11 protein-coding genes and 1 pseudogene are annotated in these 15,974 nt (G+C 69.7%); 5 read left to right on the top strand and 7 right to left on the bottom strand.

Features of this window, described 5'->3' with window-relative positions:
- The first annotated feature begins 42 nt into the window (after positions 1–42).
- Positions 43–1,197 (top strand): TDT family transporter, encoded by a 1,155-nt coding sequence (locus ACZ7L6_RS36360; RefSeq protein ID WP_471931544.1) that lies wholly within the window; start codon positions 43–45, stop codon positions 1,195–1,197.
- Here the strand turns inward: ACZ7L6_RS36360 and ACZ7L6_RS36355 are convergent.
- From ACZ7L6_RS36355 to ACZ7L6_RS36340, 4 genes are all read right to left on the bottom strand, one after another.
- Positions 1,109–1,828 (bottom strand): helical backbone metal receptor, encoded by a 720-nt coding sequence (locus tag ACZ7L6_RS36355; protein ID WP_471931542.1) that lies wholly within the window; start codon positions 1,826–1,828, stop codon positions 1,109–1,111. The two genes, ACZ7L6_RS36360 and ACZ7L6_RS36355, sit on opposite strands and share 89 nt — an antisense overlap.
- Positions 1,828–2,397, bottom strand: a complete 570-nt coding sequence (locus tag ACZ7L6_RS36350) for a helix-turn-helix domain-containing protein (RefSeq protein ID WP_471931540.1) — start codon at positions 2,395–2,397, stop codon at positions 1,828–1,830. The genes ACZ7L6_RS36355 and ACZ7L6_RS36350 overlap by 1 nt, the downstream gene beginning before the upstream one ends.
- 516 nt (positions 2,398–2,913) lie before the next feature.
- Positions 2,914–4,740, bottom strand: coding sequence for an ABC transporter permease/substrate binding protein (locus tag ACZ7L6_RS36345; RefSeq protein WP_471931538.1), 1,827 nt, complete (start codon positions 4,738–4,740; stop codon positions 2,914–2,916).
- A complete protein-coding gene (locus tag ACZ7L6_RS36340; protein WP_471931536.1) occupies positions 4,733–5,809 on the bottom strand; it encodes a quaternary amine ABC transporter ATP-binding protein in 1,077 nt (358 codons plus the stop codon). Before ACZ7L6_RS36340 ends, ACZ7L6_RS36345 begins: the two co-directional genes overlap by 8 nt.
- Before the next feature lie 423 nt (positions 5,810–6,232).
- On the opposite strand from ACZ7L6_RS36340, the gene ACZ7L6_RS36335 reads away from it, so the two are divergent.
- The 3 genes from ACZ7L6_RS36335 (at position 6,233) to ACZ7L6_RS36325 (ending at position 10,308) form a co-directional block, all read left to right on the top strand.
- The gene (locus ACZ7L6_RS36335; RefSeq protein WP_471931742.1) at positions 6,233–7,162 is read left to right on the top strand and encodes a 5'-3' exonuclease; all 930 of its coding nucleotides are present in this window, start codon (positions 6,233–6,235) and stop codon (positions 7,160–7,162) included.
- A 278-nt stretch (positions 7,163–7,440) separates the two neighbouring features.
- Positions 7,441–8,286: a siderophore-interacting protein gene (locus ACZ7L6_RS36330; RefSeq protein ID WP_471931534.1), complete on the top strand. Its 846-nt coding sequence runs from the start codon at positions 7,441–7,443 to the stop codon at positions 8,284–8,286.
- A gap of 459 nt (positions 8,287–8,745) precedes the next feature.
- The gene (locus ACZ7L6_RS36325) at positions 8,746–10,308 is read left to right on the top strand and encodes an amino acid permease (RefSeq protein WP_471931532.1); all 1,563 of its coding nucleotides are present in this window, start codon (positions 8,746–8,748) and stop codon (positions 10,306–10,308) included.
- A gap of 112 nt (positions 10,309–10,420) precedes the next feature.
- On the opposite strand, the gene ACZ7L6_RS36320 is transcribed toward ACZ7L6_RS36325, so the two are convergent.
- The 3 genes and pseudogenes from ACZ7L6_RS36320 to ACZ7L6_RS36310 form a co-directional block, all read right to left on the bottom strand.
- Positions 10,421–11,848, bottom strand: coding sequence for a cytochrome P450 (locus ACZ7L6_RS36320; protein WP_471931530.1), 1,428 nt, complete (start codon positions 11,846–11,848; stop codon positions 10,421–10,423).
- A 57-nt stretch (positions 11,849–11,905) separates the two neighbouring features.
- Positions 11,906–13,678, bottom strand: coding sequence for a hypothetical protein (locus tag ACZ7L6_RS36315; RefSeq protein WP_471931528.1), 1,773 nt, complete (start codon positions 13,676–13,678; stop codon positions 11,906–11,908).
- 783 nt (positions 13,679–14,461) lie between these two features.
- Positions 14,462–14,683 (bottom strand): annotated as a pseudogene (locus tag ACZ7L6_RS36310) (1-deoxy-D-xylulose-5-phosphate synthase N-terminal domain-containing protein); the annotation flags it as partial.
- Positions 14,684–15,031: 348 nt separating this feature from the next.
- Here ACZ7L6_RS36310 and ACZ7L6_RS36305 point away from each other — a divergent pair.
- Positions 15,032–15,973, top strand: a complete 942-nt coding sequence (locus tag ACZ7L6_RS36305) for an RluA family pseudouridine synthase (protein WP_471931526.1) — start codon at positions 15,032–15,034, stop codon at positions 15,971–15,973.
- Position 15,974 lies beyond the last annotated feature (1 nt).

Genomic DNA, 15,974 nt, shown 5'->3' with positions numbered 1-15,974 from the left:
AAGTCCCTGGTGGGGGACGACAGCCGCGGCAACCCTGAGCGCATGGTCACCGCCGTCCGTCACCCCGGGCCCCACTGGTTCGCCGTCCGTCACCTCGGACCCAACTGGTACGCCACCGTCATGGGCACCGTCGCCGTCGCCACCGCCGGGGCAGCACTGCCGGTCCGGCTCCCCGGCCTGCGTACCGCCTGCACGGCCGTCTGGGCGCTCTCCCTCGTTCTCCTCGTCGCCCTGCTCGCCGCCCGGGCCCTGCACTGGACCCACCATCGCGACCAGGCCCGCGCCCACCTCCTCGACCCGGCCACGGCGCCCTTCTACGGCTGCCTGGCCATGGCTCTGTCGGCCGTCGGCGGCGGTGCCCTGACGGTCGGCCGGGACTGGATCGGGACCGGGGCGGCGGTCGCGCTCGACGCCGTGCTGTTCACCGCCGGTTCGGTCGTCGGGCTGGCGGCCGCCGTCGCCGTCCCGTACCTCATGGCCGTACGCCATCGGATCGAGCCGTCGCAGGCCACGCCCGTGTGGCTGCTGCCGCTGGTCGCGCCCATGGTGTCCGCAGCGCTCGGGCCGCTGCTGGTGCCTCATCTGCCGGCCGGGCAGGCCCGGGAGACGCTGCTCCTCGCCTGCGTCGCCCTGTTCGGGCTCAGCCTGCTCGCCACCCTGCTGATGCTGCCGCTGGTCTTCGCCCGGATCGTCACCGGCGGGCCGCTGCCACTCGCCCTCACCCCGAGCCTGTTCCTGGTGCTGGGTCCGCTCGGGCAGTCCACCACCGCCGTCGGCATCTTCGCGGACGTCGCTCCGGGCGTGGTCCCGGGCCCGTACAGCGAGGGTTTCGGCATCCTCGCCGTCCTGTACGGCGTACCGGTCATGGGCTTCGCGCTGCTGTGGTTCGCGCTCGCCACCGCCCACGTCCTGCGGGCCCGGCGGCACGGCATGGGATTCGCGATGACGTGGTGGGCGTTCACCTTCCCGGTCGGCACCTGTGTCACCGGCGCCGAGGCACTGGCCCGGCACACCGGGCTCGTCGTGTTCGACGGGCTGGCGGTCGGGCTGTACGTCGTCCTCGTCGCGGCGTGGGCCGTCGCCGCCGCGTGCACGGCGCGTGGCGTCGTCAGCGGTGCGCTGCTCGCAGCGCCTCGGTCAGCACCCGTGGCGCCTCGGCCAGTGACGGGCCGTACCACGTCAGGTGCCGTCCGCTGACCAGGGCGCAGGGCAGTCCGGGGAACGCCTCCGGGCCGTCGTCGGCCGTGAAGCGGTACGGCTCGTCGGGGAGGACGACGACGTCGGGGGCCGCTGCCCGCAGGTCGTCCAGGGGGATGCGGGGATAGCGGTCCGGGTGCGTCGCGTACAGGTGGTCCACGCCGAGGCGGGCCAGGACGTCGCCCGCGAAGGTGTCGCGGCCCAGCACCATCCAGGGGCGCCGCCAGATCGGGACCACGGCTGTCGTACGGCGCTCGGGGGGCGCAAGGGACGACCATGCCTGCTCCGCCTCGTCCAGCCACCGCGGGCGTGCCGTGGCCCCGCAGGCGTCCAGCACACGGGCCAGCTCGCGGAAGGCCTGCGGGACGCTCCGCACCTCGGTCACCAGGACCTCGATGCCGGCCGCGCGGAGGGCGGCGAGGTCGGGGGCGCGGTTCTCCTCCTCGTTGGCGACCACCAGGTCGGGGGCAAGGGCGAGGATCTTCTCGACCTTCGGGTTCTTCGTGCCGCCGACACGGGTGACGCCGAGGCCGGCGGGGTGGCTGCACCAGTCCGTGGCGCCCACGAGAACACCGGGGGCCGAGACGGCCACGGCCTCCGTGAGGGACGGCACCAGGGAGACGACGCGCATCAGCGCCCCGGCCGGTCCCGGACCGCCTCGATGTGCTCCGCCACCGCGACGACGATCACGCGCGTGTCCGGCACGGTCGCCCGCCAGCGGTGGCGCACCCCGCCGGTGAGGTACAGGGTGTCGCCGCGGCCCAGCCGGTAGGCGCGGCCCTCCGCCTCGATCTCGACGGCGCCGTCCGCGACATACATCAACTGGTCGTTGCGGTACTGGAATTCACGGCCCGCGTCATGGTCGCCGGTGAACTCCGAGGCGTGCATCTGGTGGTGACCGCGCACCAGGGACCGGGCCCGTGGCTCCGGCGCCAGTTCGGTGGTGTCGGCCCGTACGACGTCGACGCTGCACGCCGGGTCGGCGGCGGCGAGGAGCTCGACGGCGGTGGTACGCAAGGCGTCGGCGACCTTTTCGAGGGAGCTCCTGCTGGGGCGTGCCCGGTCGTTCTCGACCTGGCTGAGGAAGGGCACCGACAGGCCGCTGCGCTCGGCCACCACGGCGAGGGTGAGGTCCAGAGCACGACGCCGCCGCCGCACGGCCGCGCCCACTCGAAGGGGCTGATCCTTGTGGTCACCCATCGCTCCGGCTCCCTCCTTCGCTCGTCGGTCCGCTGTCCTTGCGCCCCTGCCGGGCGCACACCTTCTGTCGGGTTCCTTGCACCCTACGCATGTTCGGCAAACCGTTTCATGCGCCCGTCACATCGACGACACATCGGGGGGAGTACGACCCATGGGTTCGCGCCAGCGGGTGGGCGCGCCCGAAGCGCCGGGCACCCCTATACCACCCCTGACTCCCGCTCAGCACAAGAGAGCTGTTGTTCCGTTCAATGCTCCGGCGGTCGTCCGTGTTCCTCTGCCCCCTCGGGCTGCCGGCCTGGCCAGAAGACGACGACAGCCGCGCGCCCGGGCGTCAAATCCCTGCTGTGGGCGGGGAGTTGGCCCGGCCGGGCTCGGGTGGTGGGGTAGCGCTACGTGGTTGGCCGGATCCTTTTCGTAGGCGGCCGTGCGGGGATACCACTAGGGGTGGGCCGGCCGTACGTGAGGGGAAAACGTACGGCGCGACCCACCCCTCGGGCGGCGTCCGGGTCCGTCAGGTCACCCGGCCGCCTGGTCCTTCTGCTCCGATCCGGCGACCGGAGCCCACTTGTCCAGCAGGCCCGGGTTCTGCCCCAGCCAGGTGCGGACGGCGTCCTGCTCCTTGCCCTTGCCTGCCTTCGTGATCTTCGACTCCAGGCCGGTGAGCTGCTTCTCGGTCATCGAGAAGTTCTTCAGCCACTCGCCGACCTGGGGGTTGTCGGCGGCGAAGCCCTTGCGGGCGAGGGTGTGCACGCCGTCGCCCTTGCCCCAGGCGCCCTTCGGATCCTTGAGCTTCTTCAGGTCGTAGTCGCTGTACGCCCAGTGCGGCGACCAGAGCGTGACGACGACCGGCTCCTTCTTGGCGTACGCCCGCTTGAGCTCGGCCAGCATCGCGGGCGTCGAGCCGTCCACGACGTCGTACGTGCCCTGAAGGCCGTACTCCTTGAGGACCTTGTCCTTGAGCAGCCCCATCATTCCGGCGCTCGGCTCGATGCCGATGATCCTGCCCTTGAACTCGGAGGCCTTGCTCTTGAGGTCCTCCAGGGAGTTCACGTCCTTCATGTACGACGGGACGGTGAGCTCCAGGGAGGTGGGGCCGTACCAGGAGCCGAGGTCGTCGAGCTGCTTTCCGTACTTCTTCCAGTACTCGGCGTGCGTGGTGGGCAGCCAGGCGTCCGTCTGGAAGTCGAGCTGGCCGGTGGCGACACCGGTGTACAGGGGGCCCGCGGCGTACTGGGTGGTCGTGACCTTGAAGCCGCGGCGCTCCAGCAGCTCCTTCCACAGGTACGTGGACGCGATGCCCTCGTCCCACGGGATGTAGCCGATCTTGATCTCCTTGCCCTTGCCGACGTTCGAGGCGGAGGCCTCGGCGGTGCCGGAGGAGGGGCCGAAGGTGCTCAGGCCGCCCGCGACGAGGGCCAGGACGGCCACGCCGGCGATCGCGACGACAGGGCGCGGCCGGTAGTGCCAGACCTTGATGCCGCCCGCGGCGCGGGCCTTGGCGGCGGCCCGGCGGCCGAGCGGGGAGATCTGCGCGCCGAGCGCGCCGGTGATGCGGTCCAGGTAGATGGCGAGGACAACGATGCCGACGCCCGCCTCGAAGCCGAAGCCGATGTCGAGCTGGCCGATGGCCTGGTTGACCGCGCCGCCGAGGCCGCCGGTGCCGACCATGCCTGCGATGACGACCATCGACAGGCTCAGCATGATGACCTGGTTGATGCCCGCCATGATCGTCGGCAGGGCGAGCGGCAGCTGGACGCGCAGCAGGGTGTCCCGGGGCCTGGTGCCGAAGGCCTCGGCGGCCTCGACCAGCTCCGCGTCGACCTGGCGGATGCCGAGCTCGGTCATGCGGACGCCCGGGGCGAGCGCGAAGATCAGGGTGGCGACGACGCCGGCGGCGGTGCCCAGGCCGAAGAAGAGCATGGCCGGGATGAGCAGGACCATCGACGGCATCGTCTGCAGCAGGTCCAGGACGGGCCGCAGGGCCGCGGAGACCGTCTTTGAGCGGGCCGCCCAGATGCCCAGCGGGACCGAGATCACCAGCGCGATGACGGTCGCGACGAGTACCAGGGCCAGCGTCGACATGGCCTGTTCCCACAGGTCCAGCGAGTCGATCAGCGCGAACCCGGCGAAGGCGAGGACGCCGCCGACCAGGCCGCGCAGCCACCAGGCCAGCACGGCGAGGATGCCCGCGAGGAGCAGCGGTTCGGGGGCGGTGAGGACGGCGTTGACGCCGTCGTACATGCCCTCCACGACCGCCTTGATCGCGTCGAAGAGCCAGCCCATGTGGTCGACGAGCCAGTCCACACCGGAGTCGACCCAGTCACCGAGAGGCAGCCTAGGCATGGGCGATCACCTTCCCGTCCGGGTTGTCGCAGGGCGCGGGATCGGCCGTCTCGTCGCCGAGGAAGCCGACGAGCCGCTGCCGCGGCACCACGCCGACGACCCGGTTGCCCTCGTCGACGACCGAGACGCGGTGGGACAGCCGGGCGCTGATCGCGCACAGCTCCGTGAACGGCGTCTCGGGGCTCGCGGTCTCGCAGGCGCACAGCGGGGCGTCGGCGGTGACCGAGGTGTCCATGAGCGCGCCCGCGGTCAGCACGCGGGAGCGGTCGACGTCCTGGATGAAGGAGGCGACGTAGTCGTTCGCCGGGCGCAGCAGGATGTCCTCCGCCGTGCCCGTCTGGACGATACGGCCGTCGCGCATGACCGCGATGCGGTCGCCGAGACGCATGGCCTCGTTCAGGTCATGGGTGATGAAGACGATCGTCTTCTTCAAGGTGCGCTGCAGTTCGAGCAGCTGGTCCTGCATGTCGCGGCGGATCAGCGGGTCGAGCGCGCTGAAGGACTCGTCCATGAGGAGCAGGTCGGCATCGGTGGCGAGGGCGCGGGCGAGGCCCACGCGCTGCTGCATGCCGCCGGACAGCTCGTCGGGCCAGGACTTCTCCCAGCCGGCCAGACCGCAAAGCTCCAGCGCCTCGGCAGCGCGCCTCTCGCGCTCGGCGCGGGGCACGCCCTGGACGGCGAGGCCGTAGGCGGCGTTCTCCAGGACGCTGCGGTGCGGGAAGAGCGCGAAGTGCTGGAACACCATGCTGATCTTCTTGGCGCGGACCTCGCGCAGCTCACGGTCGCCGATCGCGGTCAGGTCCTGGCCGTCGAAGCGGACGTGGCCCGCGGTCGGCTCCAGGAGCCCGTTGAGCATGCGCAGCAGGGTGGACTTGCCGGATCCGGACAGGCCCATGACGACGAAGATCTGGCCCGGGTCCACGGTGAAGGAGGCGTCGATCACGGCGGCGGTGGTGCCGTCGGCGCGCAGCTCCTCACGGTCGGCTCCCTGGCGGAGCCGCGCGACGGCCTCGTCCGGTCGTCTGCCGAACACCTTGTAGAGATGTTCGGCCTCAAGCCTGGATGACACGGGTACCTCTTGTCTCGACGGCAGATGAACGGAGCGACGACGGCCAGGGCAGTCGGCCAAGGCAGTTGAATGCGCAAGCAGCGTCACTCCGAGGCCGCGCCTGCCCGGGTTCTCCGGGCACAAACGCACAAGTGGTCCAGGCCACATAAATGGCGCAGGGCGCAACCCGTTGCGCGGGTGGAGTGCACGATGGGGCACGGCGGGGCTTGGGTGGAGCGCATGACGAGGCTCGGGCACGGCGGGGCTCCGCTGGAGCGCACGACGGGGCTCGGGTCGAGGGCACGACAGGGCTCGGGTCGAGCGCACGGCGGGGCTCGGGTCGAGCGCACGACGAGGCTCGGGCACGACGGGCTCGGTGGAGCGCACGGCAGGGCAGCTGTTCGCGGCCGCAGCGCACGGCCGCTGTCAGTGCCGTACGGCATGATGCGTGGCGTGACCGGACGACTGATGCTCCTCGACACCGCCTCGCTCTACTTCCGCGCCTACTTCGGCGTCCCGGACTCCGTGAAGGCCCCGGACGGCACGCCGGTGAACGCCGTGCGCGGGCTCCTCGACTTCATCGACCGCCTGGTCAAGGACCACCACCCGGACCAGCTGGTGGCCTGCATGGACGCCGACTGGCGGCCGCAGTGGCGGGTCGAGCTGATCCCCTCCTACAAGGCGCACCGGGTCGCCGAGGAGCACGAGACCGGGCCGGACGAGGAGGAGGTGCCCGACACCCTGTCGCCGCAGGTGCCGGTCATCGAGGCCGTCCTCGACGCGCTCGGCATCGCGCGCGTGGGGGTCGAGGGGTACGAGGCGGACGACGTGATCGGCACGTTCACCGCGCGGGCGAAGGGCCCGGTCGACATCGTCACCGGCGACCGGGACCTGTACCAGCTGGTGGACGACGCGCGCGGGGTTCGGGTGCTGTACCCGCTCAAGGGCGTCGGCACGCTCCAGCTCACCGACGAGGCGTGGCTGCGCGAGAAGTACGGTGTCGACGGCCGCGGTTACGCGGATCTGGCGCTGCTGCGCGGCGACCCGAGCGACGGGCTGCCCGGCGTGCCCGGGATCGGGGAGAAGACGGCCGCGAAGCTGCTGGCCGAGTTCGGGGACCTGGCCGGGGTCATGGCGGCGGTCGACGACCCCAAGGCGAAGCTCACGCCGTCGCAGCGCAAGCGGCTGGACGAGGCGCGGCCCTACGTCGCCGTCGCGCCGACCGTGGTGCGGGTCGCGGACGACGTACCGCTGCCGGACGTGGACACGGCGCTGCCGCGTGCACCCCGGGACTCGGCGCGGCTGGACGAGCTGGCGATGCGGTGGGGGCTGGGCGGCTCGCTGCAGCGGCTGCTGGTGACGCTGGGGTCGTGACGGGGGTGGGGCGGAGGGACAGCGGGCGCGGACGAGGGCGGGGCAGGGGGACGGCGGGGGGGGGACGAGGACGAGGGCGGAGGAACGGCGGGCGGGACGAGGCAGAGGGACGGTAGGGGCGTGAAGGGCGTCGGAGCCGGGTGAATGGCGTTCTTCGCGCGGGGCATTCGTTCCTTGTGTGTGCGACATGCGCCCCTTCATGAACGAGTCATTACGGCATTCGCCGGGCGGAGGTGCTAACTTAGGTAAACCTAAGCTTGGAACGAGGGAGGCCAGTGATGGCACTACGCCCTGCCCGCAAGCCGCGGAAGCCCCACTCCGCGCAGGTCATCCGTACCGAACGGCTGACCCCGCACATGCAGCGGGTGGTGCTGGGCGGTGAGGGGCTCGCCGACTTCACGGCGGACACCTGCACGGACCACTATGTGAAGATCCTGTTCTCCCCCGAGGGCGTGAGCTACCCCGAGCCCTTCGACCTGGAGCGCATCCGCGAGGAGCTGCCGCGCGAGCAGTGGCCGGTGACGCGGACCTACACGGTGCGGGCCTGGGACCCCGAGCACCGTGAGCTGACGTTGGACTTCGTGCTCCACGGCGACGAGGGCCTGGCCGGCCCCTGGGCGATGCGCACCCGGCCCGGCGAGAGCGTGCGCTTCATGGGCCCCGGCGGCGCCTACGCCCCCGCCCCCGACGCCGACTGGCATCTGCTCGCCGGTGACGAGAGCGCGCTGCCCGCCATCGCCCGCTCCCTGGAGTCGCTGCCCGACGGCGCCACGGCGTACGCCTTCGTGGAGGTCTCCGGCCCCGAGGAGGAGCAGAAGATCGACTCCGATGTGGAGGTCGTCTGGCTGCACCGCGGCTCCCGTCCCGTCGGCGAGGCGCTCGTCGAGGCCGTGCGCGCGCTGGAGTTCCCCGAGGGCCGGGTGCACGCGTTCGTGCACGGCGAGGCGCACTTCGTGAAGGAGCTGCGCCAGCTGCTGCGGGTCGAGCGCGGTGTGCCCCGCGAGGACCTGTCGATCTCCGGCTACTGGCGGCTCGGCCACAACGAGGACGGCTGGCAGGCCTCCAAGCGTGACTGGAACGCGCGGATCGAGGCGGAGCAGGAGGGGGCGGCTTCGGCCGCATAGCTCTTCACATGAACATCCAGGGGGCGGCACCTTTTCGAAGGCGCCGCCCTTCGGCGTGCCCGGACGCTCACACCGACCGCCGGTAGGACCGGAGCGTCCGGATCGACAGCCACACAGCCGCGGCCGCCAATACCGGCAGCCCGCCCCCGGAGGATTGAGGTCACCCCATTCAGGGTGCTCTGACAACGCCGAGGAACGGCCTGCGACCACAGCCCAGTTGAGCGGGTTGAAGTCAGTGATGCGCCGCACGCAGCCGGGCTTCTGAGGCGGCGCCATGGAGCCGAGGAATGGACACGATGTATCGCGTCTTGAGGGTTGCCACAAGAGGTCCGCGGCATCCACCGTGAGAACTTGGGCCCGCCTCAGACATGAGCACGTCATGCGAACGAAACAGCCCCTCCCTAATTTCTGTCGCCCGACAGGAACTCTCGCGCCGCTGTGCGAAAGCAGGTTGCCGCCATGACGAGCACCGCCCCCGCCGACACCCGTCCCGACCCGCCGCACGACCCCGACGCACGCGCCCTCGCCGCGTTCGGCTACCGCCAGGAACTGCACCGCAGCCTCGGCCGGTACGCCTCGTTCGCGGCGGGTTTCTCCTTCATCTCCGTCCTGACAACTGTCTTCCAGTTCTTCGCCTTCGGGTACGCGTTCGGCGGCCCCGTCTTCTTCTGGGCCTGGCCCGCGGTGCTCGTCGGTCAGCTGCTGGTGGCGGCGTGCTTCGCGGAACTGGCCGCGCGCTACCCGATCTCGGGCGCGATCTACCAATGGTCGTCACGCCTGTCGAACATCACCTTCGGCTGGTTCGCCGGCTGGATCATGGTGATCGGGCAGATCGTGGTGGTCGCGGCGGCCGCGCTGGCGCTGCAGATGGTGCTGCCGGCGCTGTGGTCCGGCTTCCAGCTGATCGGCACCGACCCCGCACCGACCTCGGCGGACGGCGCGGCCAACGCGGCCCTGCTCGGCGTGATCCTGCTCGCCCTCACCACGGTCGTGAACCTCCTGGACAACCGGGTGCTGTCGCTGGTCAACCGCGTCGGCGTCACCGCCGAGATCATCGGCGCGATCCTGATCATCGCCCTGCTGCTGACCCACTCCGAACGCTCCCCCGGCATCACCTTCCACACCGAAGGCGCCGCCGAATCCGGCCTGTTGGGCGCGCTGCTGATCGGCTCGTTCACGGCGGCGTACGTGATGATCGGCTTCGACAGCGCGGGCGAGATGAGCGAGGAGACCCACCACCCGCGCCGCACCGCACCCCGCACGATCCTCACCGCGCTGGGCACCGCGGGCCTGCTCGGCGGCCTGCTGGTCCTCGGCGGCCTGCTCGCCGCACCCAGCCTCACGGACGGCCGGCTGGCGGTGGACGGCCTGAGCTACGTCCTGACGAGCAGCCTGGGCGACGGCGTGGGCCGGGCCCTGCTGGCGGACGTGGTCGTGGCCATCGTCGTGGCCACCCTCGCCATCCAGACGGCGGCCTGCCGGATGCTGTTCTCGATGGCCCGCGACGGCCAACTGCCGTTCTCCCACCGCCTCGCCCAGGTCAACCCGCGCACGGGCATGCCCGGCGCACCCGCAGTGGTCGTCGGCGCTCTGGCGGCAGCCCTGCTGCTGCTCAACTTCGCCTCACCTGAGGCGTTCCTCGCCATCGGCACGACCTGCATCGTGATGCTGTACCTGGCGTACGCGATGGTGACCGGCCCCCTGCTGGTGGCCCGCCTGCGCGGCCACTTCCCCGCCGACGGCACGGACGAGACGGGCGCCCGCCTGTTCTCTCTGGGTCGCTGGGGGGTTCTGGTCAACGCGCTCGCCCTGTTGTATGGGCTGGCTATGACCGTGAACCTCGCGTGGCCGCGGGCGGCGGTGTATGACCCGGCGGGTGGGCATTGGTGGTTCCAGTGGTTCACCGCCCTGTTTTTGCTTGCCACGCTGCTGTTCGGCCTTCTGTATCGTGTGGTGAGGGCGCACCGGGATGACATTGCTTCGGAAGAGTCACCGGTGACAGCGCCCGCAAAATCCACCTGATGCCCCCTGCGGTCACCTCCTCGGCGGTGTCGGCCTGCCCAGTGCGGCCTCGGTGGCGACCGCCGTGGTGTCCCCGGTGGTGAGCCATTGGCCCGTGCGCTTGCTCGGGGTTCTAAGGGGTGTGCTGGGAGGAGTGTGCGGCGGGTGTGTGCGTCGCGGTGCGAGGCGTCGCCCGCATCCGTAGTTCACTGGGCCTCAATACCGCGCCCATAACGGGTCGGACCTGCTGGCCGGGCAGGTGTTCCAGGCGCCATCGTGCAGTGATGGTGGCGAGGGCGAGGGTGGCTTCGATCATGGCGAAGGTGTCGCCCATGCACTTGCGGGGGCCGGCGGCAAACGAGATGAGGGCGTGGCGTGGCGGTTGGGGGCGTTTTGGGTCCCAGCGGTCGGGGTCGAAGGCTTCGGGCTGGTCGTAGAGGTCGGGCCTGTGGTGGATGAGGTAGGGGCTGTAGGCGACGGTGGTGCCGGCCGGCAGTCGGTACCCGCCCAGGTGGGTGTCGGCGGTGACCATGCGGGTGAGCAACCAGAGCGGTGGGCGCAGCCGAAGGGTTTCGGTGATGATGCGCCCGGTCAGTTCAAGGTGGGGCAGGTCGGCGTGAGTGGCAGGGGCGCCGCCCAGGACGGTGTCGACCTCGGCGTGGAGCCGCTGCTCGATCTCGGGGTGTCGGGCGAGCAGGTCCAGCGCCCAGGCCAGGACGCTGGCTGTGGTTTCCGTCCCGGCCAGGAAGAAGGTAAGGATCGTGTCGCTGATTTCTGCGTCGGTCATGCCACGGCCGACGTCTTCGGGGTCGCGGGCCGCGATCAGAGCCGAGAGCAGGTCGCCGTGGTCGGTGCCGTCGGCGCGACGCTGCGCGATGATCTGGTCGCAGGTGTCGTGCAGGCGGGTGCGGGCCCGCAAGTAGGCGCGGTTACCTGGGGTGGGGAGCCGGTCCAGCGGGGGGATGAGGAGCATACGCCGGTAGACGCCGTCGAAGATGGCTGTGACGTCGTCGAGGAGTTGGCCGAGCCGGGCTGGGGGCAGCATGTCGGAGAACAGCGTGGCGGTCGTCACCTTCGAGGTGATCGTCATCATCTCGGCGCGCACATCGATGGCCTGCCCCTCACGCCAGGAACCGGTCACGCCGTCGATGCAGGAAGTCATGGCGTGTGCGTAGCCAGGGAGCCGAGCGGGATGAAACGCCGGCTGGGCCAGTCGTCGCAGTCGGCGGTGCGAGCTGTGCGGGCAGCTGGCGAGATCGTCCCCTACCACTTCGCGTACTCGATCGAAAAACGGGCCGCCCTTGTCGAAGACGCGGTCGTCGATCAAGGCTTGACGGGTGAGCTCCGGATCACAGATAACGACCACGGTGAGGGGGCCCACGCGCATGCGGACCAGCTTTCCGTAGACGTGTAGTGAGTTGAGGAGCGCCAGCGGGTCACGTAGCAGTTGCACCAGATGACCTGCCAGAGGAAGTGCGTTGGAGGCTGCGGGGATCGAGCGCAAGTCCTTCATGATCACTCCGAGGCTGGTGAAATGAGGCAGGTCGCTGGAGTCACGCATTCAGCTGAGTGGGCGGTTGCGAAACGGTGTTGAGCGAGGCCGCTGAGTGGCATGGCGTCAGGAGTGGGTCGCCGCCATGGAGCATGGCGTGTCGAGGGCCAGGTCAGCCGCATGTCCTGTTCCGTTTGATCCTGATCCGCAAAGAACGCTGATGCCGTTGGCCAGACGCTGGTAGGGGTTGAAGCCGGAGTGCTCGACGGCGCTGGTGGTGACGCCGAAGAAGGCGCGGCGCAGCCGCAGTCCGTGATCGGCGGGGAGGCGGAAGGTGTTGCGGATGGCGATGTCGGTGTCGATGAACAGCGCCGCGTCCTGGTCTGTTCGGGCATCGAGAATGGTGTGTCGCCAAATGCGGCCAATGAGATCACGCAGCGGTGCCGCATACGTGAGGTTGCCGATGCCGTTGGTGGCGAGTGCGGTGTCGAACAGGCGTTGCCAGCCTTCAGCAAGGCAGTTGAGCGAGTCGGTGCTGTCGGCGCGGTCACAGCGGGAAAGAACATCGGTGGCTGCCTTGATGCATGAGATGCTCGTCGATCCGATGAGGGCGCGCCGGGCGATCCTGAAGGCTGTTTCCTCGATGGTGCGTGTCCCGGGCTGCCATTGGGGCTGCCAGTCAGGGGTGTGCAGAGCGATGCCGGAGTCGAGCTTGTACTGGGTGGAGCGCAGCCGTTCGCCAGGGCGAGGCGGGGTGAATGCGCGGCGTATGTCGCCCCCGGCACCGGTCAGCGCTACGAGTTGCCTGCGGGCGTTGTAGCGGGGGACGAGGAGGTAGAACAAGGTGAAGCCCATGGTGTGCTCGGCTGCTTCCTCGTGACCGGGCTGTCCGCAGTCACAGGCGAGGGCAGCGTCAGTCGCCTCGGCGAGGGCGTCGGCGAACCCGAGTGTGCTCCCGGTGGAGCCGTGGGCGAGGGCAAGCAGGAACTCGTTGACGGTCTCGTGGTTGACGTAGTCCGGTATGGCGTCGATGACATCGTTGTAGCGCAGGACGTTGCCCAGTACGCGAGCGATGGCCTGGCATTCCAGGGCGGGGACATACGTGCCAGCGTCGTCGGTGAGGTGCCGGTAGGGGCTGGTCCCGAAGGTCACGCGCAACAGTGGAGGGAAGAATCCCTCCCACCAGCGGGCCACGGCAAACTGAGCCGGCGTGACCGGGGCTTGGTCATCGCTGGTGCTTGTTGCTTCTTCGGCGGCGGATCGAAATGTGTTTTTCACGAACGTGAGACCGGCCCCCAGAGCCATCTCCCGCGCCATGCGATTGGCAGCCTTCCCCGAGAGACAGGCATACCCTTCGCTGGCCGCCACGAGATAGGGACGCTCCTTGTCCACGCCGGACCCGTCGGCCGCGCCCACGAAGTCCGCGGCCAGCGTGAAGGTGAGCATCGATCCGAACAAGTCCCGGAGCTGGATGCCAGTACCTCGTTGGAATGTCCAGGAGAAGACAGCGCCAAGGTACTCTCGCATGGTCATGACGAGATCGGCCGAGTCCGGGTTGCGCCTGAGGTACTCCGCCCACAGCCGTTTCGCTTCATTGCCCTTGCGGGGAGACGCTTCGCCCAGCCGCGCCATCTGCCGCGCGGCGTGTGTCGCGTCCGGGGCCCAGAGGGTGGCCTGCCGCGCGGTGACCCGGCGTAGTGTGACGCCCGCCGGGCTGGCTTGAAGGGCAGCCTGCATCTGCGGTGAGCGGGCTATCTGCAGGCCACATGCAGCCATTCGGAGCCCGTCGTCGTCAGACGGCACTTTCGTGTCGATGTACGGCCGGTACTCGGGCTTACGAACCAGATAGGTTGCTGTTCCGTCCCGAGCCGGTCGGTCATCGTTGACGACCGTGTGCACGCTGGACAGCAGAGCATCAGTCTCACGGGTTACAAGGCCTGCGCCCCTCGCATCCCACAGGTCATGTGCGGTATTCACCATCATCTCCCAGAGAACCCTCAGAGCGGGTTCCGAAAGCCGGATTACCCCTTGCCGGTCAAGGGCTTGACTGTGTACCTGTGTTGACGGTAAGCGCGACGTCGCTCCGATGTGTAGGGGTGGGTCTCGGCCAAAGTGGCGGGCCAGTTGATGGTCCAGCCGCCGAAGTCTCCTTGGTCATGGGCGAGTTCAGTCTGCGTGAGTCTCGGGGGTTCACCGAGATGGGATACGTGCACGGCGGCTACTGCCAGCGCTTTGATCACCTTCGTGTACAGGCTGTGCCGTGGCGAGATTCGCCCCTATGGGGCTCGTAGTACGCAGGTGGATCCAGCGCTCGGCGGGTAAGTCCTCTTGCCGGCTTTGAGTCACTTCGCGCCGTACGTCTTCTCGAAGACCAGGATGGCCTTCAGTGCGTGGTCACGAACCCGGCACCTTTGATGCCGGGTTTCGGGGAAGACGTGGCCTTCCAGAAGCCCAGCACCTCCTCGCTGACCGCGAGGACGGGAGCGCGCATCCCACGCCACCTGCAGTCACGCAACAGGTTGGCACAGGGATGGGCCGCGGTAGCCGCCGCTCATGGCCATCAGCTCTCCGGCAAGCCCGTGTGGGCCCACGTAGGCGCGCGGGTCGGGAAGGCCCGCCTGCACTCAAGGGGGCTGACCGCGACCAGCAGGTCGGGCACCGGCGCCAGTTGAAGATCCGAGCATCCTTGGGCCCGTCGAAGCACCGGTGCAGGGCGAAAGTCTGATCGACCACGCGCAGGGTCCGGGCCAGATGACCGCGCACGGCACGCCCATTGGCCATCAGAAACTCGCTGATCTCGACTGCCAGTTCGACAGGCCGCTCCGCAGACAGCGTCTTCACCGCCGCTTGAGCGCACAACGCCGACAACGCCTGTCCCACAGCCGGCCTCTGGTACACAGACATCACCCCCACGCGCCCGGCCCATCAGGACGAACACGCCACTCCAAGGCCGCTTGTACGACCCGGACGAGCTCTACGACTGTGCCAGCCACAAGCGCATGGAGGGAGGCGCGCGCATCTGCGCACTGATTTACGAAGTGCGCCCCCGAAGAAGACCGCACAACATACTCCCGCGGGACGCGCGCACCTCAGCACCTCGCGCCCCTGAACGCCTCGCCGAAGCGACACTGCGCCCATGCCCTTCTCAACGCCAAGATCCAGTTTCTTCCGGGCTGACTTCCTGACCGCACCACTCCGGGAGTACTGCCTCGTCTCCTCGCTGTCAGTTCCTCCCTCGTAAACTTGACTGTGATGAGACGCCGTACTCCACCCCCGCCCTCTCCTCTGCCGCAACGCGACGGGGTGGACCCGGTGCGAGTGCGGTTGCCCGCCGGGGACGCTTGGGCGACCGTGCGGGACCATCTCGTGGCCCGGCTCGCGGCCGGGGCCGGGGTGATCGACCAGATGCTGGACGCGGGACGGATCGTGAACGCCGCCGGGCGTCCGGTGCCCCGGGACATGGCGTACGTGCCGGGGATGTTCGTGTGGTTCCACCGAGAGCTGCCCGACGAGGAGCAGGTGCCGTTCACGGTCGACGTCCTCTACCGGGACGAGCACGTGGTGATTGCCGACAAGCCGCATTTCCTGGCCACCACCCCGCGAGGCAGCCATGTCGCCGAGACGGCCCTGGCACGCCTGCGGCGGGAGCTGGGCGTCCCGACGCTGAGCGCGGCGCACAGGCTGGACCGGCTGACGGCCGGGCTGGTGCTGTTCACGGTGCGACCGGAGGAGCGCGGCGCGTACCAGACGCTGTTCCGCGACAGACGGATTGCGAAGGAGTACGAGGCGGTGGCCCCGTACGACCCCGCAGTCGGGCTGCCGCGCACCGTGCGCAGCCGGATCGTCAAGGAGCGCGGAGTGGTGGCGGCCCGCGAGATCGAGGGCGAGCCCAACGCCGTCACCCGCATCGAGCTGCTGGAACACCGGGCCGGGCGTGCCCGGTACCGGCTGTCACCGCGTACCGGGCAGACGCACCAGCTACGGGTGCACATGAGCGCCTTGGGGCTGCCGATCCTCGGCGACCCCCTCTACCCAGTGGTGAGCGACCCCGTGGCGGCCGGTGACTTCCGGCGTCCGCTCCAACTACTGGCGCGCGTGCTGGAGTTCACCGATCCGGTCACGGGGTGCGAGCACCGCTTCGTCAGCCCGCGTGATCTGCGGGCCTGGTCGTCGTACGACGAGTGGGCCGGGTAGC

It is taken from the genome of Streptomyces sp. NPDC107522 (genome assembly GCF_055657525.1).
This window is presented reverse-complemented; position numbering and strand designations above follow the sequence as displayed.

Bases quoted from the DNA above. Each gene is read 5' to 3' on its own strand.
- ACZ7L6_RS36330 (WP_471931534.1), top strand. From the start codon at position 7,441: ATGGCACTACGCCCTGCCCGCAAGCCGCGGAAGCCCCACTCCGCGCAG.
- ACZ7L6_RS36320 (WP_471931530.1), bottom strand. From the start codon at position 11,848: ATGCGTGACTCCAGCGACCTGCCTCATTTCACCAGCCTCGGAGTGATC.
- ACZ7L6_RS36345 (WP_471931538.1), bottom strand. From the start codon at position 4,740: ATGCCTAGGCTGCCTCTCGGTGACTGGGTCGACTCCGGTGTGGACTGG.
- ACZ7L6_RS36305 (WP_471931526.1), top strand. From the start codon at position 15,032: ATGAGACGCCGTACTCCACCCCCGCCCTCTCCTCTGCCGCAACGCGAC.
- ACZ7L6_RS36325 (WP_471931532.1), top strand. From the start codon at position 8,746: ATGACGAGCACCGCCCCCGCCGACACCCGTCCCGACCCGCCGCACGAC.
- ACZ7L6_RS36360 (WP_471931544.1), top strand. From the start codon at position 43: ATGGTCACCGCCGTCCGTCACCCCGGGCCCCACTGGTTCGCCGTCCGT.
- ACZ7L6_RS36350 (WP_471931540.1), bottom strand. From the start codon at position 2,397: ATGGGTGACCACAAGGATCAGCCCCTTCGAGTGGGCGCGGCCGTGCGG.
- ACZ7L6_RS36355 (WP_471931542.1), bottom strand. From the start codon at position 1,828: ATGCGCGTCGTCTCCCTGGTGCCGTCCCTCACGGAGGCCGTGGCCGTC.
- ACZ7L6_RS36335 (WP_471931742.1), top strand. From the start codon at position 6,233: ATGCGTGGCGTGACCGGACGACTGATGCTCCTCGACACCGCCTCGCTC.